The sequence below is a fragment of the Luteitalea sp. TBR-22 genome, assembly GCF_016865485.1.
Classification (GTDB): Bacteria; Acidobacteriota; Vicinamibacteria; order Vicinamibacterales; family Vicinamibacteraceae; genus Luteitalea.
In genome coordinates this window covers 974358-993429 of sequence record NZ_AP024452.1, presented here as the reverse complement: position 1 = coordinate 993429, position 19072 = coordinate 974358, and the positions used below count along the sequence as shown (strand labels likewise).

The 19072-nt window shown below is 72.0% G+C and carries 13 protein-coding genes; 4 read left to right on the top strand and 9 right to left on the bottom strand.

What is annotated here, in order from left to right; genetic code table 11:
* Window positions 1-8 precede the first annotated feature (8 nt).
* Window positions 9-2675 carry a TonB-dependent receptor gene (locus tag TBR22_RS04085; RefSeq protein ID WP_255665317.1) on the top strand — a complete coding sequence of 889 codons (2667 nt, stop codon included), beginning with the start codon at window positions 9-11 and terminating at the stop codon, window positions 2673-2675.
* A gap of 188 nt (window positions 2676-2863) precedes the next feature.
* Here TBR22_RS04085 and TBR22_RS04080 read toward each other — a convergent pair whose 3' ends face one another.
* The gene (locus tag TBR22_RS04080) at window positions 2864-4459 is read right to left on the bottom strand and encodes a B12-binding domain-containing radical SAM protein (protein ID WP_239491682.1); all 1596 of its coding nucleotides are present in this window, start codon (window positions 4457-4459) and stop codon (window positions 2864-2866) included.
* 121 nt (window positions 4460-4580) lie between these two features.
* Between TBR22_RS04080 and TBR22_RS04075 the strand changes: the two genes are divergently transcribed.
* A complete protein-coding gene (locus TBR22_RS04075; protein ID WP_239491681.1) occupies window positions 4581-6749 on the top strand; it encodes a hypothetical protein in 2169 nt (722 codons plus the stop codon).
* Between the two features lie 112 nt (window positions 6750-6861).
* Here the strand turns inward: TBR22_RS04075 and rmuC are convergent, their stop codons facing one another.
* The 4 genes from rmuC to TBR22_RS04055 form a co-directional block, all read right to left on the bottom strand.
* Entirely contained in the window at window positions 6862-8226 is a 1365-nt protein-coding gene (gene rmuC / locus TBR22_RS04070) for a DNA recombination protein RmuC (protein WP_239491680.1), read from the bottom strand.
* 73 nt (window positions 8227-8299) lie between these two features.
* Window positions 8300-9028 carry an SIMPL domain-containing protein gene (locus TBR22_RS04065; RefSeq protein WP_239491679.1) on the bottom strand — a complete coding sequence of 243 codons (729 nt, stop codon included), beginning with the start codon at window positions 9026-9028 and terminating at the stop codon, window positions 8300-8302.
* A 20-nt stretch (window positions 9029-9048) separates the two neighbouring features.
* Window positions 9049-10191 carry a glycosyltransferase family 4 protein gene (locus tag TBR22_RS04060; protein ID WP_239491678.1) on the bottom strand — a complete coding sequence of 381 codons (1143 nt, stop codon included), beginning with the start codon at window positions 10189-10191 and terminating at the stop codon, window positions 9049-9051.
* A 12-nt stretch (window positions 10192-10203) separates the two neighbouring features.
* A complete protein-coding gene (locus tag TBR22_RS04055) occupies window positions 10204-10635 on the bottom strand; it encodes a hypothetical protein (protein ID WP_239491677.1) in 432 nt (143 codons plus the stop codon).
* A gap of 116 nt (window positions 10636-10751) precedes the next feature.
* Between TBR22_RS04055 and TBR22_RS04050 the strand changes: the two genes are divergently transcribed.
* Entirely contained in the window at window positions 10752-12242 is a 1491-nt protein-coding gene (locus tag TBR22_RS04050) for a class I SAM-dependent methyltransferase (RefSeq protein WP_239491676.1), read from the top strand.
* Between the two features lie 40 nt (window positions 12243-12282).
* On the opposite strand, the gene TBR22_RS04045 is transcribed toward TBR22_RS04050, so the two are convergent.
* Window positions 12283-13077 carry an FkbM family methyltransferase gene (locus tag TBR22_RS04045; RefSeq protein ID WP_239491675.1) on the bottom strand — a complete coding sequence of 265 codons (795 nt, stop codon included), beginning with the start codon at window positions 13075-13077 and terminating at the stop codon, window positions 12283-12285.
* Window positions 13078-13369: 292 nt separating this feature from the next.
* On the opposite strand from TBR22_RS04045, the gene TBR22_RS04040 reads away from it, so the two are divergent.
* Window positions 13370-14029: a bifunctional 2-polyprenyl-6-hydroxyphenol methylase/3-demethylubiquinol 3-O-methyltransferase UbiG gene (locus TBR22_RS04040; RefSeq protein WP_239491674.1), complete on the top strand. Its 660-nt coding sequence runs from the start codon at window positions 13370-13372 to the stop codon at window positions 14027-14029.
* Between the two features lies 1 nt (window position 14030).
* On the opposite strand, the gene TBR22_RS04035 is transcribed toward TBR22_RS04040, so the two are convergent.
* From TBR22_RS04035 to TBR22_RS04025, 3 genes are read right to left on the bottom strand one after another with little or no spacing between them, the layout of a single operon-like run.
* A complete protein-coding gene (locus TBR22_RS04035; protein ID WP_239491673.1) occupies window positions 14031-17237 on the bottom strand; it encodes a 6-hydroxymethylpterin diphosphokinase MptE-like protein in 3207 nt (1068 codons plus the stop codon).
* The gene (locus TBR22_RS26700) at window positions 17234-18190 is read right to left on the bottom strand and encodes a glycosyltransferase family 4 protein (protein ID WP_255665316.1); all 957 of its coding nucleotides are present in this window, start codon (window positions 18188-18190) and stop codon (window positions 17234-17236) included. Before TBR22_RS26700 ends, TBR22_RS04035 begins: the two co-directional genes overlap by 4 nt.
* On the bottom strand, window positions 18187-19071 hold the full coding sequence (locus TBR22_RS04025; protein ID WP_239491672.1) for a RimK family alpha-L-glutamate ligase: 885 nt from the start codon (window positions 19069-19071) through the stop codon (window positions 18187-18189). Before TBR22_RS04025 ends, TBR22_RS26700 begins: the two co-directional genes overlap by 4 nt.
* Between the last annotated feature and the right edge of the window lies 1 nt (window position 19072).

Sequence of the window (19072 nt, the reverse complement as noted above, 5' to 3'; positions counted from 1 at the left end):
TCACCCCGATGCCCACCCCTTCCCACCTGGTCCTCATCGGTCTGAGTCTCCTCTCGCTCTCGACCGCTGGGGCGCATGCGCAGCAGGGGCCCTCGCCCGCCCGTCCCTCCGATGGGCTGGTCACGGGCATCGTCGAGGATGCGCTGGGAGGCGCCCTCGATGCCGCCACCGTACGGGTCATTTGCGGGGCCGTGGCGCGCGAGACGCGCACCGACGCCACCGGGCGATTCCTCGTCGAGGCCTTGCCACGCACCCGGTGCGTGGTGCAGGCCAGCGCCGACCTCTTCCGTCCGGTCATCCACCAGGTCGATCTCTCGGGGCGGCGCGACGCGCAGGTCCGCTTCGTGGTGGAGATGGCCGGCATCGCCAGCGAAGTGACCGTCACGCCGGCCCGAGGCGAACAGGAGCGCACCTTCGACGTGCCCGAGCCGGTCGGCATCGTCACCCGGGAGGAACTCGAATCGCGTCCCGTGCAGGTGCTGCCGCAGGCGTTGCGCGAGGAGACCGGCGTCCTCGTGCAGCAGACCACCACCGCGCAGGCCTCGGTGTTCATCCGCGGCTTCAGCGCGCAGCGCGTGCTCTACCTGCTCGATGGCATCCGCTTCAACACCTCGACGTACCGCGCCGGCGCGACGCAGTACCTCGGCTGGGTCGACCCGTCCGCCGTGCAGCGGATGGAGGTGGTGCGCGGGCCTTCGTCGGTGCAGTACGGCAGCGACGCGCTGGGCGGTGCCGTCAACGTGATCTCGCGGAGCGCGCAGGTCGTGTCGAGCGGCACACGGGGCAGCGGCGTGGTGGAACTGGCGGCCGCGACGGCAGACGCCAGCGGCGGCGTGCAGGCCTTCGGCGAGCTCAGGACGGCGGCGCTGGCGCTGCGCGGCGGCGTGTCGACGCGGTCGGTCGGCGACCTTCGGACCGGCGGTGGCCTCGACAGTCACAGCGCGCTCACGCGGTTCCTGGGCCTGCCCTCGACGCTGCTGTACGACCGGCTGCCCTCGACCGGCTACCGGCAGTCCGGGTGGTCGGCGGCGGCGACCGTGCCGCTCGGCCCGGGGTCGGCGCTCACCGGCCTGGCGATGCAGGAGTCGCAGGCCGACGTGAACCGGTACGACCGCGAGATCGGCGGTGACGGCCTGTTCCGCAGCACCTTCGAGCCGCAGCGCCTCGGCTTCGGCTACGTACGCTACCAGCGGGCAGCGGCGACGGGGCCCTTCGCCGCGCTGCAGGCCACCCTGTCGTTCAATCAGCAGCAGGACGACCGGCTCGAGCAGGCGCGGCCGAGCACGTTCTTCGAGACCGAGACGGCGCGGACGCGCGTCCTGGGCTATGCGGCACAGGGGACGCTGACGCCGTGGCATGGGCACGTGGTGACCACCGGCGCCGAGTTGTACGACGAGTCGATCGCCACCTCGCGGGATCGATGGACGTCGGGAGCCCCAGTGACGCTGCGCCCGGAGATTCCCGATGGCGCCCGATACCGCTCGGTCGCCGTCTTCGTGCAGGACAGCGCCTCGCTCTTCCACGACCGTCTCGGGCTGCGTGCCGGGCTGCGCGCCGGCCGCTACACCTACGACGCGCCTGCCGACCCGGCGCTCGGCGTCGGCGACGAGCGCGTCGGCACGAGCGCGGTCACCTTCAACGTCGGCACGGTGTGGAGCCTCACCGACGCGGTCAACCTGACGGCATCGATCAGCCGCGGCTTCCGCGCCGCCAACGCCTTCGACCTCGGCGCGATCGGCGTGTCCGGCGGCGGCTTCGAGGTGGCGCCGACCGAAGCCACGGCGCTCGGCGCGGTCGTCGGCAGCAACGACGGCGCGAGCGCGGTGACCACGGGCGTGCCGGTGGCGCAGCTCGGGCCGGAGTCGCTGTACGCCTACGACGCCGGCGTGAAGGTGCGCACGCGACGGGTCGCGGGCTCGCTGGTCGCCTTCGACCTCGAACTTCGCGACGCCATCGCGCGGCGCACCGCCATCTTCCCGCCGGGCATCGTCGGCACGTCGGTGGCCGGGTACGAGATCGTGGCGCAGGATGCGGCGGGCCGCGCCTACGTGGCAGTCGATCCGCGCCCGATCGTCACGCGCGTCAACGTGGAGCGCGGGCGGGTCCGCGGGTTCGAGGGCGACGTGCAGGTGCGCCTGGCCGCGGCATGGATCGCGGGCGCGAACGTCTCGATGGCCCGGGGACGCGACGGCGATGACGTGTACCTGCGGCGGATGCCGCCGCTGATGGGGACCGCCCGCCTGAAGTGGGAGCCCAGCGTGCGGCCGTTCTGGATCGAGGCCGTGGTCACCGCCGCCGCGACGCAGGATCGCCTGAGCCCGGGCGACCTGTCGGACGCGCGGATCGGCGCGCGCCGGCGGCGCGCCGACATCGCCGCCTTCTTCAACGGCACCGCCACCGACCTGGGGCTCGTGCAGGGGGGACGACTGGTCGCGACCGGCGAGACCCTCGCGGAGGTGCAGGCACGAGTGCTGGGCGGCGCGGACGTGTCGTACCTGTTCACGAGCACGCCCGGCTTCGTCGTCGCGAGTCTGCGCGGCGGCTGGCGGATCACCTCCCGCCTGGACGCGACGGTGATCGTGGACAACGTCACCGACCGGAACTACCGCTGGCACGGCTCCGGCACCGACGCGCCCGGCGTCTCCCTCGCGGCCAGGCTCGCCGTGCGGTTCTGAGCGACGGGGATCGCGGCAATCACAGGGATAGGGCGCGCGGTCTCCGACGCCACAAGGGTAGGGCGCGGTTTCGACGTAACTAGGGTAGGGCGCGGTTTCGACGTAACTAGGGTAGGGCGCGGTCTCCGACCGCGCCGTTAGTCAGCCAACGACGGGGTGGCGACACCCGGCCCTACCTTGGTGAGGCCTCACTCCGTCACGTACTCCCGCTCGCGCTGGCGGATCGCCTTGTAACGCCGGAACGTGTCGCGTGACGACTCCAGGCCGACCAGCGACCGCCACGTGGTGCCGCGGAACGTGTGCGCGAGCAACCGCGGCGCGTTGCGCAGCACGAACCCGGGACGACGCCGCAGCACGGCCGGCATGTGCCGCACCTTCATCCACCGCTCGGCCCGCCAGCGCAGGAACTCGATGTCCTCGGCATGCAGGTGCGCGCTGCGCACCACGGCGGTCGTGCCGTCGTACTCCTCGAGCCGCTCGTTGACGATCAGGTCGCGTTGCCGGAACGTCTCGTTCATCGGCGTGCGCGGGTACGGCGTCGGGTGCTGGATGTAGGGCCAGTCGACGTGGCGGCGCGCGAACGCGAGGTTGGCCTCGATGGCCGCCGTCGTGTCGTCGGGGTTGCCGACGATCAGCCCGCCGACGACGAAGAGGCCGTGCCCGTGCAGGACGTCGATGGCCGCCTGCGTGGCGTTGCCGACGCGGCGGCCGGCCTCCCGCTGCGCGTTCTTGGCCGACGCCTTGAGGAAGGCGAGGTCGTCGTCGAGCACGTTCTCGATGCCGAGGAACACGTACTCGAAGCCGGCCCGCTTCATCAGGGGGGCGAGGCGGTCGCCATGTGCCGCGAAGGCCGACGTCATGCCCTGCACGATGTAGCGGAGATCGTGCAGGCCGGCGTCGATGATCGCCTCGCACAGCGCCTCGAAGCGGCGGACGTCGAGCGTCAGGTTGTCGTCCACCAGGAAGATCACCCGGGCGCCGCGCGCCCGCGCATCGCGCAGGTCCTCGACCACGCGATCGAGCCCGCGCGTGTGGAAGTTGCGCCCACGCATCTCGATGATCGAGCAGAAGCTGCAGTCGAACGTGCAGCCGCGCGAGGTCTCGACGACGTCCACGGGGTCGCCGAGGAAGGTGTAGCCGCCCAGCACCCGCGCGTCACGCCGGGGCAGCGCCAGCATGCCGTCCAGATGCTCGGACGGCGGCCGATCGGCGTTGCGCACGACGGCGCCATCGCTCGCGCGCCAGGTGATGCCGGCGACCCGGCCGAGGTCGGCATCAGGGTGACCGCTGCCCGGTGACCGGTGCCCGCCGTCATCGGCCCGGTGCCTGCCGAGATCCTCTCCGCCGCCGGTGCCAGGTGCCCGGCCCCCGGCCCGTTCCAGTGCCCGCAACAACTCGCGAAACGTCACCTCGCCCTCGCCGCGCACCACCACGTCGACGCCGTCGGCGCCCATCCATGCCTCGGTGGCCAGACTGGGGTCGTAGCCCCCTGCGACGATGACGGCCTGCGGGCACCATGCGCGGAGCCGTCGCACGAGCCGCAACGCGGTGCGACGCTGGAAGGTCATCGCCGAGAGGCCGACGACGTCGGGGCGTCGCTCGCGCACGAGTCGCTCCACGGTGCCGGCCACGTCGTCGGGCACGAGCACGAGATCGGCAATGGCGACGGTGTGGTGCGCGTCGATGTTGCCGGCCAGCGACGCGAGCGCCCCATTGGGCATGCACATGCCGATCGTCGGCGTGTGCTCGAAGGCGTCGGGCATCGAGAGGAGCAGCACGTGCATGGCACGTCCTCCAGCGGTGGACCGAGGTGACCGGGTGGTGACGGCCAGCATACACTCGCCGGCGATGTCGGACACCTCATCAGGCATCGCCACCTGCGCAGGTCGTTGCCACCCTCGAGGCGTGCGACGCGCCGCGCTGCTCGCCTGCCTCGCGCTGACCGCGTCCCTGGTCGACGCACAGTCGGCCACCGACAGCCGTTCGGGCGCACCCGGAGGGCGCATCGATCGCCGGGCGGTCGTGGAGCGTCATCGCGTCGAGCTGCGGACGGTCGATCCCCGGTCGCCGCTCACGGTGGGCAATGGCTCGATCGGCTTCACGGTGGACATCACCGGACTGCAGAGCTTTCCGGACGCGTACGCTGGCGGTACGCCACTCGCGACGCTCAGCACATGGGGCTGGCACTCCACCCCGGTGACGCCCGTACCGAGGCTCGAGGACGCGCTGGTGCCCTACAGAGCGGGCGACCGCGACGTGCCGTACGCCGACGCGAACGACCGCGACGGCCGCCCGGTTCGCGGGGGCGAGTGGCTACGCGCCAATCCGCACCGGCTGGACCTCGGTCGGCTCGGCCTCGAGATCCTGCGGGCCGACGGCACGCCCGTGCACCTGGCCGATCTGGCCGACACCAGCCAGGGACTCGACCTCTGGACCGGAACGCTCACCAGTTCGTTCCGCGTCGACGGGCACGAGGTGCTCGTCATGACGGCGGTGCATCCCGATCACGACCGCATCGCGGTGCGCGTCGTGTCGCCGCTGGTCGGCCTCGGCCGCATCAGGCTCCTGGTGGCCTTCCCGTACCCGGCGGGGACATGGTCCGGGACGCAGGACTGGTCGCGTCCGAATGCACACGTCACCACGATGCACGCGTCGCGGTGGGAGGCCACCTTCGCGCGGCGCGTCGACGACACGCGCTACCAGGCGGTGCTGGAGTGGGCGGCGCCGGCGGACCTGCGGCGGTCCGGCGCGCATGCCTGGACGCTCACGCCTCGAGCCAACAGGAGGGGCGACGCGACGGGCGACACACTGGACGCCACGCTGGTCTTCGCACCAGATGGTCCCGGCGTCGCCAGGGCCGACGTCGAGGCGACGCTCCGCGCCTCGGCGCGCGCCTGGGAGTCGTTCTGGCAGTCCGGCGCGGCCATCGACCTGTCGGGCAGTCGCGATCCCCGCTGGCGCGAGCTGGAACGCCGCATCGTGCTGTCGCAGTACCTCACGAGGCTGCACGCGAGCGGCCCGCGCCCGCCACAGGAGACGGGGCTGGTCGGCAACAGCTGGTTCGGCAAGGCGCATCTCGAGATGTTCTGGTGGCACGCCGCGCACTTCGCGCTGTGGGGACGGCCGTCGCACCTCGCGTCGGCGCTCGACTGGTACGCCACGATCCTGCCCAACGCACGGGCCACCGCCGCGTCGCAGGGCTACGCCGGCGCCCGCTGGCCGAAGATGGTCGGACCAGAGGGGCGGGAGTCGCCGAGTGGCGTCGGTCCGTTCCTGGTGTGGCAGCAGCCGCACCCGATCCACCTCGCCGAGCTGCTGTGGCGGGAGTCGCGCGATCCCGGCGTCCTGAAGCGCTACGCGTCCATCGTGTTCGAGAGCGCGGCCTTCATGGCGTCGTTCCCGCGCGAGGGCGACGACGGCCGCCTGCACCTCTCGCCGCCGCTCATCCCGGCGCAGGAGACGTACGGGTCGATCAGGACGCGCGTGCTCGACCCGACGTTCGAGCTCGCGTACTGGCGCTGGGCGCTCGAGGTGGCGCAGCAGTGGCGCGTCCGCCTCGGCATGGCCCGCGAGCCCTCGTGGGACCGCGTGCGCGAACGCCTGGCGCTGCCGACGATCCGCGACGGCCGCTACGCCGCGATCGCCGTCGAGCCGTTCACGACGCCGACCGACCACCCGTCGATGCTGATGGCGTACGGATTGCTGCCGTCCACCGACGGCATCGATGCCTCCACGATGGGGCGCACGTTCGACTGGGTGCGGGCCAACTGGGACTGGGCGACGACGTGGGGCTGGGACTACCCGGTGCTGGCGATGACGGCGGCGCGACTCGGGCGCCCCGCGGACGCCGTGGACGCCCTGCTGATGGACGTGCCGAAGAACCAGTGGGTGGCCAGCGGCCACACGCCGCAGCGCACGAACCTGCCGGTGTACCTGCCGTCGAACGGCGGCCTGCTGGCCGCGATCGCGATGATGGCCGGCGGCTGGGACGGCGCACCGGCGCGACCGGCGCCGGGGTTCCCTGACGATGGCTCGTGGGTGGTGTGGTCCGAGGGACTCCAGCGGATGCCGTAAGGGTTAGCGCGGGGTGTCCCGCGGTACAGAGGTAGGGCGGGGTGTCCTCACCCCGCCGTTGGTTGACGGCGCGGTCGCTTGCCCTGAGCGAAGTCGAAGGGGAGACCGCGCCCTACCCCTCCGTTCGCACCTGTAGATCGATGGTCTGTGGGTCGATCCGCGTCTTCCCGCTCGGGACGCCGAGTTCGTCGAAGCGGCGCACGGCGGGCAGCACGCGGGCCTCGAGGGTGGCGACGGTGTCGTTGTAGGCGCGCACCGCCTTCCCCAGCTGTTGGCCGGTCTGGGCGAGCCGCGTCACCAGCGTCGCCAGCCGGTCGTGCAGGTCGCGCCCAAGCTCGCTGATCTTCTGCGCGTTCTCGGCCAGCTTCTCCTGCCGCCAGCCGTACGCCACCGCGCGCAGCAGCGCGATCAGGGTCGACGGCGTCGCGATCACCACGTGCCGCTCGAGCGCCTGTTCGATGAGCGACGGGTCGGCCTCGGCTGCCGCGGCCAGGAACGTGTCGCCCGGGATGAACAGCACCACGAACTCCGCGCTGTCGCGCAGCTGGCCGGCGTAGCGCCGGTCGGCCAGTTGCTGCACGTGCGTGCGCAGCTGCATGGCGTGGCGCTGCACGTGGGCGCGACGCTCGTCCTCGCTGGTCGCCTCGAGCGAGTCGAGGTAGGCCGTCAGCGCCACCTTCGCGTCGACGATGATCGTGCGGCCGGCGGGAAGCTTGACGACGACGTCGGGGCGAAGCCGGCCCTCGTCGCCCTCGTGGGTCCCCTGCTCCAGGAAGTCGCAGTGCGGACTCATGCCGGAGAGCTCGGCGACGCGGCGCAACGCGACCTCGCCCCACCGTCCCCGGACGTGCGGCGTGCGCAGCGCGGTCACCAGGCGGGCGGTCTCCTGCTGCAGCGTGCCCGTCGCGCTCACGACGTCGCGCAGGTGCTGCCCCACCTCGCCGAGCCCGCGCTGGCTGCTCTCGGCGAACGCCTGCGTCTGGCGCTGCACCTCCACCAGCTTCTCCGACAGCGGCGCGACCAGCGACCTGATCGCGTCCGTGCGGGCCCGCAGTTCACCGGCGGCCTGTTCCTGGAGCGTGCGGAAGCGCTCCTCGGCGAGCGCCAGCAGGCGCGCGGTGCTGGCATCGAGGGCGTCGGCGGCCAGCGCCTTGAAGGCATCCTGCACCTGCTTCTGCGCGGCGGCGAAGTCGCGGACCTGTTCGCGGACGCGTGCCTCGAGGTCGTCGACGCGCGTCTCGGCGACGGCGCGTCCGCGCTGCGCGATGGCCAGTTCGCGCCGCAGGTCGTCGGTGTCGCGCTGCGCCTGCTCGAGCGCCTCACCAAGCGTCGCGGCGCGGGCGTTGGCCGCGGCCGCCTCGGCGTCGAGGCGCCGCGCTTCGGTCGCCGACAGGCGCGAGCCCCGCAGCAGCAGCCACGTGACCAGCGCGCCGGCCAGCGCGGCGAGTGTCAGCAGGAGGGCGAGGTCAGGGCTCATGGAGGTCCGGGCGATCAACCGGGTCCACACATGTGCGAGGCCGGCGTCGGTGCCCGCATCACGGTGCCCGGCGCTACTTCAACGACGCGTGCAGCGTGACCGACACACGCACTTCCACTTCGCCGGCCGTGACGGGCGTCGTGGGCATGTCGGCAGCAGCCGGCGCGGCCATCGCGCGCATCATGACCGGCTGCGGGCCAATCGCGTCGCGGCCGGTCTCGTCGAGGCGCACCACGCGATCGACGCTGCGCCCGACACCCTCCGCCATGGCCCTGGCGCGGGCGAGCGCCGCAGCCGAGGCGCGCTTCAGGGCCTCCTGCTCTGCCCCGGCCATGTCCTTCAGCGTGAAGCGCACGTTGGTCACGCGTGTCGCGCCGGCACCGATGACCGCGTCCACGACCTCGCCGACCCGCGCCACGTCGTCGAGGCGCACCTCGATCACGTTGCTGGCCAGGTAGCCGCGGAGCGTCTGCTTGCCGTTGGCCCAGTCGAACTCGGGCTGCATGTCGACGCTCAGGGTGCGCAGCGCGTCGGCTGGCAGGTTGAACACCGACAGCCGCTCGCGGATCGCGCTGGCCACCTTGGCGTTCTGTGCCTGCGCTTCGCGCGGCTGGCGCGAGCGCGCCTCGGCGGCGACGGTGACGAACGCCTGGTCGGGCGCGCGCTTGACGAGGCCTTCACCGGCGGCGATCACGAGGTCCTGGGTCTGCGCATGCGACATGGCGGCCTGGGCGGCTGCCGTGGACGGGACGGCCACGGTCAGCGCGGAAAGGACGAACAGGGTGGCGAGGGTCTGACGCACGGATTCCTCCAGTCGGGCATTCACCGGGGCCGACGACGTTCAGACGTCGCGGCGGCGGAACGGGCCGCTTCGTACGCGGCGGCGATGGCGGCAACGGTGCCGGACCAGCGGTAATGGCGCGTCACGTGCGCCCTGGCGCGCCGCGCCAGCGCCGCGAGCTCGGCGGGGCGATCCAGCGCACGTGCCAGGCACGCGCCCTGGGCGGCGGGCGTGCCCGCCGGGATGACGACGCCCGTCCGGCCATCGCGCACCACGTCCTCGACGCCGGGCACGCGACGGGCGAGCACGGGCACGCCGGCCGCCATGGCCTCGATCACGGCCAGCCCCTGGCCTTCGTCACGCGACAGCGAGACGAAGGCACTCCAGCGCGCGAGGTGTGGCCGCACGTCGCCGACGTGCCCGACGAGGCGCACGTGATCGGTCAGCCCGGCCGCGGTGATCGCCTCGGCCACCGCGGCGGCGTAGTCGGCGTCGGCGACCGGTCCCACCAGCTCGAGCCGCGTTCCGGTCCGTTGGCGTTGCACGCGAGCGAACGCACGCACGAGCTCCAGTTGTCCCTTGCGCGGTTCGATCCGGCCGACGAACCCGATGGTGGGCACGCCCGGCGCCCCCGGTGCCCGCCGCTCCACGAACCACTCGTCGTCGAGCCCCCACGGCACCAGTCGCACGCGGCGACGCGACACGCCGAGTTCGTGCAGACGCGTGCGGTAGTGGGTGGCCGAGCACACCACGAGGTCGGCGGCGCGGAGCGCCGTGGTGTCCATGGCGTCCATCCACGACGGACGACCGGGCCCCCAGTTGTAGAACTGCGAGACGACGGGAATGCGTCGCGACGTGGCGGTGGCGGCCAGCACGGCCGCGCCGGTCGGCGCTCCCGCATGCGCATGCATCACGTCGGGGCGCCACTGCCCTGCCAGGGCGACGAGTCGGTCGACCGCGGGCCAGAATGCCTCCGGCTGCCTGTCGAAGAATTCGAGGCGTTGCCAGCCGACGCCGGCCTGACGAAGACGACGTCGGTACGCCGGCCAGTCGCGCTGGCCGCGGGAGACACCGCTGGTCACCACCAGCACCTCATGCCCGGCCCCGCGCTGGCTGGCGGCGAGCCGGCTGACCACGTCGCCGGCGCCGCTCCAGAGGAACGGGATCAGGTGGAGGATGCGCACGGGGGCGGCAGGCTAGCGCTCGACGAACGGCTCGATCACGTCGAGCAGCACGGCGAGCACGCGCTCGCCGTCGATGCGGCCGATGGCCTCGCCCTGCGCGAGGGTCCGTTCGTCCTCGAGCTGCCGGCGGCCGCGGCTGTAGGCGCTCCTGACGATGACGGCCGGCTGGGCGCCGCCGACCTCCAGGAAGACGTCGATGGCGTTGTCGCTGGAGCGGTCCGAGACCAGCCGCGCGGCGCCGGCCGGGGTCTGCACCGAGAACGCGAAGCCCTCGGCCTTGAGCGCCTGGGCGAACTGCCGCATCGTCGGCGCGATCTCGCGCTCGAGGATCGCATCGAACGCCGTGCGGGCCGCATCGGCCGAGGCGCGACGCTGCGCCTGAGCCTTCTTCAACTCGGCGAGCCGGTGGGTGAGTTGCCGTCGGACTTCGGCCGTCTCGAGCATGTTCCTAGAGTAGCGTACGGGCGCCCGCCCACGCGCATGCCCGAGTGACCGATCGGCGCCGCGCGGCGCACGCGCGCAGTGGAGGCCGGTGCAGCCTACCTGATACATTGAGCCGCATGCCCGCCATGCCCGCGCTGATCGCGCACCTGCGCCAGGTGGCCCGCGATCGACCGATCGTCCTCTGGGGCGCGGGGCGGGCCGGGGTGCTCGCGATTCGGGCGCTGCGCGACCACGGCATCGAGGCCGTCGGCTTCGTCGATTCGGCCGCCACCGGTGCGACAGCCGCGGTCGAGGGGCTTGCCGTGCGGCATCCGGAGAGCCTCGCCGATGCCGCAACGCGTCCGTTCGTCGTGGTGGCGTCGGCACATGCGGTGGCCATCGTGGAGCAGGCGGGGCGCCTCGGGTACCGGGCGCCCGCCGACGTCTGCGTGTTCCAGGCGACGCCCGACACCTTCACGGCGGCGCCGGACCCGCTGGTGCCCGACTTCTACGTGTTGCTCCACGAACTGCGTGGTCACGCACTCGCCGACATGCCGCCCGGCGCCGAGACGCTGCTCAGCGCCGGTTGCTCGGGGCGGTGGTACTTCGATTGGGTCGAGGAGCGCTACGGCCGCGTCGCGCGCCATGTCGGCGCGGAGGCATTCCTGCCGCGGCCAGCCGACCTGCCAGCCAACGTCGAGTGGCTCGCCCAGGACGTCGCCGACATGCCGAGCGTCGCCGGAGACTCGGTGGATCTGGTGTTCTCCGGCCAGAACATCGAGCACCTGTGGCCAGACCAGGTGGCGGCCTTCCTGGCCGAGGCGTCCCGCGTCCTGCGCCCCGGGGGCTGGCTGGTCCTCGACAGCCCGAACCGGGCCGTCACGGCGCCGCTGGTGTGGAGTCACCCCGAGCACACCGTCGAGTACACCGTGCCCGAGATCGGCATGCTCCTGAACCTCGCCGGCTTCGACGACGTGCGGGTGCGAGGCATCTGGCTGGCGCACGACGGCGCCTCGCTGCTCCCGCTGTCTCCGTTCGAGGGACCCCAGTCCGACTCGATGGCGGTACTGCGTCGTGCCGCACTGGCGCGGGAGCGGCCGGAACGGTCCTTCGTCTGGTGGGCCGAGGCGCGCAAGCGCCGCACGCCGGACGGCACGCGCGTCCGCGCGTACCTGGACGCGATTTTCGACGCGGCCTGGCCGGAGCGACTGGATCGGTTCATCGTGCCGGGTCCGTCGGTCACCGACGCGCGCGGCCGCTGGGCCCTGCTGCCCGCGGGCACCGCCGTGCTGGTCGCCGAGGGCCCGCTCTTTCCACTGCGCGCCGGGAGCTATCTGCTGCACGTGCGCTTCCGTCCCGTGGTGACCGGCGTGCCCACCGGCCTGCGGGTCGTGGTCACGCAGGGGACAGGCCCGCAAGAGCGCATCGTGTCCGAGGCGCAGGTCGATGCCGTGCTTCACGAGGAGGCCATTGACCTCGGCTGGTCGGTGGATGCCACCACCTTCGGTTTTCGCGTGCGCTACTGGAGCACGGGCGGGGGCGCCGGCGAGGTCCTGGTCCGGGGCGACCTGACGGGTCCCGCACGTTCCGGGGCCGATTCCTGGTCGACAGCGCCTCTCGTGAAGTGAGAGGTCGCGACGCGTCGCGAGCGACTGCCGGCGACGACACCTACAGGGCGACGGTTTCCCTCGGCAGGCACAGCAGGTTGCACGAGACATCCATCCGGTGGATCGTCTCCTGCAGGGCCTCTGCCGAGGGAAACGCGGCGTCCCGGTCGCCGTCCATCACGTCGTAACCGCGTTCCTGCAACCAGGTCACGACGTCGGTGACGCGTTCGCCCGCCTGTTCGTAGTTGGGGCGGGAGACCTCGAGCAGGAGCAGCGGCCGGTCCGCACGTATCGTCTGCTCGGCCCCCCGGAGCACGGCGGGCTCATGGCCGTCGACGTCGATCTTCATCACGTCGACGCGGGCAGAGCCGAGCAAGGGCTTCTGCGCGCCCCACCACAGGTCGAACGGCACGAGGCGAACGCGCTCGCGTGCCGTCGGCAGGGCCGCCGAGGCCCAATGCAGGGTGGCCGAACAGACGCCGATGGCAATCTCGGCGTCCGCCGCGGTATCGCCCAGGCCCATCGGCACGATGGTCACGTTGTCCAGGGCGTTCAGGGCCACGTGCTTCCGCAAGCGCTCGCCATACCCCGCGGTCGGCTCGAAGGCGACGACCCGGCCGGTCGGGCCGACCCACTTCGAGAAGAGCAACGTGTAGTAGCCGAAGTTCGCGCCGACATCCACGGCGACCATCCCGGGCCGGATCCGGCGCCGCAGCGCCCCGACGGTCCCGACCTCCAATCCGGTGCCGTCGATCAGGCTGCGGTCGATGTACCGCGACGGATCCAGCTGGAAGCGCAGGCCCTCGATGCAGACCTCGATGGCGGCCGCGCCCGTCATCGTCTCCTTCTGGGCCATCGGTGCCGCATCCTGCGCCATGGCCGTGAACGATACCTCGAAGTGGTGCGAGGCGCGTCACTCCCCGCGGCACACCGAGTCGCACCCGGCGGCCGTGCAACACGTGTGGCCCGCCACATCGTCGATCACCCTGATGCACCGCCGTTGGCATAGGATCACGGCTGGCCACCGGGCGGTGGCACGACGACGCACGGCGTGAAGGTCGGTCGCAAGCCGGAGGACCAACGGTTGGTCCGGGACACGGCGGGACCCGCGCGTTCCGGGCGAGATTGGTCAACAGGAGGCAGGACGCGTGGATCGGGCAACGCTCGTGGAGCAGGTACAAGGACGGCCATGGTTCCACCGCATCGACCTCGGCGGTGGCCTGGTGACGCCTGGCGTCGACGACTCACCGGGAAAGCTCGTGCACATGCGCTTGCCCGAGGACCTGACGGGATGGAGCGTGATCGACGTCGGGGCGTTCGACGGCTTCTTCTCGTTCGAGGCCGAACGCCGCGGTGCCTCCCGCGTGGTGGCTGCCGACGAGTACTACTGGACCAGGACGGGGATGGGATCCAAGGCCGGCTTCGACATCGCGCATGCCGCGCTCGACTCGAAGGTGGAGGCGAGGATCATCTCGGTCGAGGACCTGTCGCCGGAGACCGTGGGCACCTTCGATCTGGTGCTCTTCCTCGGCGTGCTCTATCACGCCCCCGATCCACTCAGGTACCTGCGCAACGTGCGGGCGATCTGCAAACGTCAGTTGATTCTCGAGACGCACGTGGATGCGCTCGACTATCCGCGTCCCGCGATGGTCTTCTATCCGGGGCGTACCCTCAACAACGACCCGTCCAACTTCTGGGGCCCCAACCCGGCGGCCGTCGTCGCCATGCTCGAGGAAGTGGGCTTCTCGCGGGTCGAGACGTTTCCCTTCTGGCGCCCGGACCGGCTGGTCGTGCACGCGTTCGTGTAGCTCACTCCCGCATCAGCGCGTCGGCGAGCCCCGGAAGCCAGAGGACCTCGCCGTCGATGTTGGCCACTACCAGCGTCGTGCCCGCCCAGGCCAACGAGCGCGGCGCGTAGACGGCCAGCCACGCCCGCCCGCCTGGTCCGTCAAGCGCGACGACATCGCCATGGGGATGGGCCAGGGCCGTCACGGTCGCGCCCACGCAGGCCGAGCAGGCCGCTGCGTCCCACACCGGCCCTTCGGGACCGTGAGGAACCGCCGTCCACGCTCCGTCTCGTCGTGTCCATGACACGCCCTCGCTGCGGCGATCGAGCCGTCCGTCGGCTCCGATGCGAAGGCTGCCCACGTGCAGGTCTCCACCCGGCAACCGCGTCGGCAGACCCGCGCCGACAGGCTCGTCGGCCAGGACAGTGCCGGTGGCGGCATCGACCGTCGTGACGACGCCGACGCTGCTGCCGCAGCAGAGCCGTCGCCCGTCACGCGTCACTGCGACGCGCGTGCACGGATGCGGAAGGGACACCTGACGTCCATGGCTGCCTCGCCACCACGCCAGGCGCCACTGGCCGGCATCGTCGCGCCCCCAGCCCACCCGGGTGCCATCATCGAGCACCACGACACCATTGATGTCGAGTGGCCACTCGACCTCGTCGGGCTCCACCACACCGTCCGCGCTCAGGCGAAACCCTCGTCGCGACATGTATGGTGTGGCGAGGACGCTGGAGCCGTCGAGGGCGCACAGGTTCAGCGACGGCGGCAGTCCGGCCGATCGGTGCAGGTCGACGGCCGGCACACGTCGCACCGCTCCGTCGAGGAACGGCGCGAGCGGATGATCCGCGTGCGCCGGGTGCGTCCAGCCGATGCGAATGCCCGGAAGTGCGTCCGCCCGGGGTGGAGTTTCCTCACGACGCAGCAGGCCGGTCAGGGCACGCGCGAGTTGCCAGGGCGCGATCGCGGCCGACACGCCGTGGACGACCTGGCCGTCGGCGCCGCGCACACCGATGCGGGCCGGACGGTCGTCGTCAGAGGACGCGACGCAGTGATAGAGGACGAACAGCAGGTCGGCGCGCAGGCAACTGCCCGGGTCGCCGTCCCGCGCCAGGCCGAGCGCTTCGGCTCGGGCGTAGGCGAGCAGCAACAGCCAGCGGGCCACCGTTTCGAGGTCGCCGTCACGCCGCAGTTCGCGCAGCATCGTCGGGCGCCCCCAGGGCAGTGGACGCGCACGGGCCTCAGCGTCCGGGGCGAGCAGCGGAAGGAAGGCCCAGTCCGGCCAGAACGCGGGATCGCCCGGAAGCGGGAGCGTCGTCGCCAGGTGCGCGACCGATTGCTCCAGCACACGTAGCGCCTCGACACCATCACGATGCACGTCGATGAGCGTGGAAGGCGTGGCCGTGCCACCGAAGCGCTTGAGCACCAGCGCTGCCGCGGGACGCGGTCGTGCCGAGGTCGGCACGCGCGCGAGGAGCAGACCCAGCGCGCGCCGCGCTTCCGCGAGCAGAGCATCAGGTGGGACCGGCGCCGCGTTTGCAGGCGTCAGGACGACCTTCGCCCAGTCGGGTGGTGGACGCCGCTGGATGGCAGCGTGCACGGCCGCGATCACCGCGGGCGACTCGACGACGGGGCCGCAGTCGGGCGGCATCGCAACAGCCACCGCGGTACCAAGCTCGATCACGGCAGGCAGCGTGGCCGCGTCAAGGTCGGCGATGTCGCACTGCCAGGTGTCACGTGTCGGCTCGTCGACCACCAGGCGCGCCGGCGCAGCCCTGCGTCCGGCCTCGTGGCAACGGCGCAGCACACCGGTCGCGTCAAGGGGCGGTGCGTCCGCGATCCGCGCGAGCAGGGCGGGGTCGGCAGCCGGGAGGTCGAGGATTCCGCCGTCGGTGGCGTTGACCACCACGGCATGTCCAGGCAGCCGCGCGAGCACGCCCTTCGAGAACTCGATCAGGTGGCGCGAGCTCTGCACGGGCTCGCCGCGCCGATCGGCCACCGTCACGACTCCGTCCCCCGCCAGCGTCGCGGCCCACGCATCCTCCGGCGCGAGACCCTGCAGGGCCCAGAGCTCTTCGTGCGGCACGTGGCGGCAGTAGGTCTGGCCGCGGGAATAGGCGAGGTCTGCGCCCCAGAGCACCACCGGGCTCCCGCCAATGCGCAGGGCAAGGTCGATCGCGGTGACGAGCACCGAGCCCCAGGCGTCGAGGAGCCCGCAGTCGATGCCCCGTGCGCGCAACCATGGCCAGGGGTGGTGGTCTGCGACCCGGAAGTAGAAGACGCGTCCTGCGAAGGCGGCGAGCGCGCCCGGGTCGACGCTGCCCTCGGCCACGAGCCAACTGCGCTCGTCGGCCCAGGTCGCGCGGAGGTTCCTGGCGTTGAGCGCAGCCGGATCGACCGACACGACGAGGTCTGGTACCAGGCCGTGACGCCGCAGCGGCGCAACCGCCGTGTCCACGCAGATCAGGAGCGCCCGTGAGCGCAAGGCCGCCAGCGCGGCGACGTCGGCATCCAGCGACGGCCCCGCCGCCGCCACGAACACCGGCCGTCCCGCCGCGCAGCCAGCGAGCGCGGCGACATCGGCTCCTGCCGCCAGGGCCGGCAGGTTGGCAAGGGTGTTCCGCAGGTACGGACCCGCGAACCGGGCGCGCGCCTCTGCATTGGCTCGCCAGCCAAAGCGGAGGCGCTCCACCTTCGCATGTGCGTCCACCAGTGCTTCGGCATGACGCCGGCGGATGACCGGCTGCACGATGACCGGTACGGGACCAGCGCAGGTCTCGAGGACCCGCTGCGCCTGTCCCGTGGCCGCGTAGTCCGGGCCAACGAACAGACACAGGCGCCCGGCGGCGATCCGGGCGGTCCAGTCGCGCCGCGACATGAAGCCGACGGCCAGGGTCGCCGACGGCTCGGCGACGAGGATGATCGTGTCTGGCGCGATGAGCTCGATCGCGTCGGCCGCGAATCCGAGCCCGGCCCCCAGCAGCAGCACGGCATGGCGGCTGCCGACGTCAGGCACTGCGGCTTCGACGAGGTCGCGTGCTTCCTTCAGCGGATCCCGCGCACTGTGCAGCCGCACCCAGCCGCCGGCACCGTTGGCCATCCAGGCGGCCGTGACCGCGTCGCCCTCGACGTCGATCCGCCATTCGGCGGGCGCCGTTTCGCGCAGCGCCTGCGGGGACAGGCCCAGCGCCGCGAGGTTCCTCGCAAGGTGGGTGGACGCGGTGCTCACGAGGCGAGGGCCTCGGCGAACATCGCGGCGTACGCCGGGGCCTGCACGCGCCAGTCCCAGGCCAGGCTCGTCTCCCGCGCGGCCTGCCCCATGCGCCGGCGCAGCGCCTCGTCGTCGCGCAAGCGGACGAGCGCCGCCGCGAACGCTTCCGGTGATCGGTCCACCAGCCAGCCGTTCACGCCATCGACCACGAACTCCGGCATGTTGCCGACGCGCGTCGTGACGAGGGGCAGCCCGCAGGCCGCCGCCTCGAGGCAGGGATTGGGCGTCCCCTCCGACCTGCTGGCGCACACGTACACGTGCAAGCCGCGATAGAAGGCCGGCATGTCGGCATGCTGGCGCACGGCTGCCTTCTTGTCGGCGATCACCAGGGTCACGCCCTCGAGTCCGCGTACGGCAGGCTCGAGCACCGAATCGACGCCGCGATGCTCGGCGTCGGGGATGTGGCGATTGCCCGTCCACCCGGCGCGCAGCGGTGGCGGAGGCTCGCCTTCGCTGCCAGGCGTGAAGCGCCCGGTATCGACGCCGTTCGGGGTGTAGTGCACCGGGAGATCCGCGATGGGCGCGAACTCGCGCTCGAGCAGGCGGCTGTTGGCAAACAGGCGCCCGGCACACTCCCGGATCAGCCGAAGTCCCTCGTCGCGCTGGTCAGGCGCGAGCTCGTAGTGCGAGCACACGCCGACCATCACGGTCTTGCGGCGACGCCGGCAGGCGTCGGCGACCGCAGGCTGGTACTTCAACTGCTGCCAGTAGTACACGAGCACGAGGTCGGCGGCGGCGATGTCGTCGGGCGTCACGGCGAAGTCGTGCCGGATGACGATGTCGAATGCCGGCGCGAGCACGTGCGCGAGCGCCCGCGACTTGTGATCGTGTGCCCAGCCCGGTACGTCGGCAACCATCAGCACGCGCGGCCTGCCACGTCGCGACCCGGCGGCTGCTGCGTCCACGGTCATGCCTGCGCGCCCCGATCCAGGCGCGCCAGGAAGTCCTCCACGATGAAGTCCTGTGGATAGACGCCCACCTTGTCGCGCCTGGCCCCCGAGGGCATGTGCACGTACCAGGCACAGTCCCGCACGGCGCGGTCGACGTACGTGTACGACATCTCGAGCACCACCCATCGCCCGTCGAGCCGTACGAAGTCGTAGGCCATGGAATCGAAGCCATTCTCCCGCGAGATCCGCCATGCCGTCGCGAGCAGGTCCGGATCGAGCGACTCGGGGTAGGTGAGGCGCCCGGACCCGGACGCCCTGAAGTCGCCCTCGCGGTTGGCCCGGCAGAAGCCCATCGCGCGATCGCCAATCACGTTGATGCGCACGTCGCCGTCGTTGCCAGGACAGAACTGCTGCGCGATGCAGGGGAACTCGGCATCAGCCGGTCCGTGCGCCAGCCTGACGCCCGACGATCCGGCCCCGTGCGACTGTTTGACCACAACGGGCCACTGGAGTCCCTCGCGCCGCACGAACGCGTCGAGGTCGTCAGGACCGGACACCACCGCCGTCGCCGGGGTCGGGTAGCCGCGATGCAGCAGCAGCGACGCCTGCCTGGCCTTGTCGTCGTAGTAAAGGTAGCTCTGCGGCGCCGGGAAGATGCGACCGCCGACCATCGTCGCCAGCCGGTCGAACATGGCGCGCGTGGCGGCCAGGTCTGCGTTGTGATGACCGAAGCGCGCGATCAGGCCGTCCCCTGCCGCCACGAGCCCGGCCAGGCCGTCGGCGCCGATCACGTGCAGGTCCACCAGGCGGCTGCTCCTCCCGTGCGCCGTCAACTGCGCCGTGAAGCGCGGATGCCATTGGTCGGGAGCGTACAAGGAGTCGTCGTGGACGAAGATGGTCACG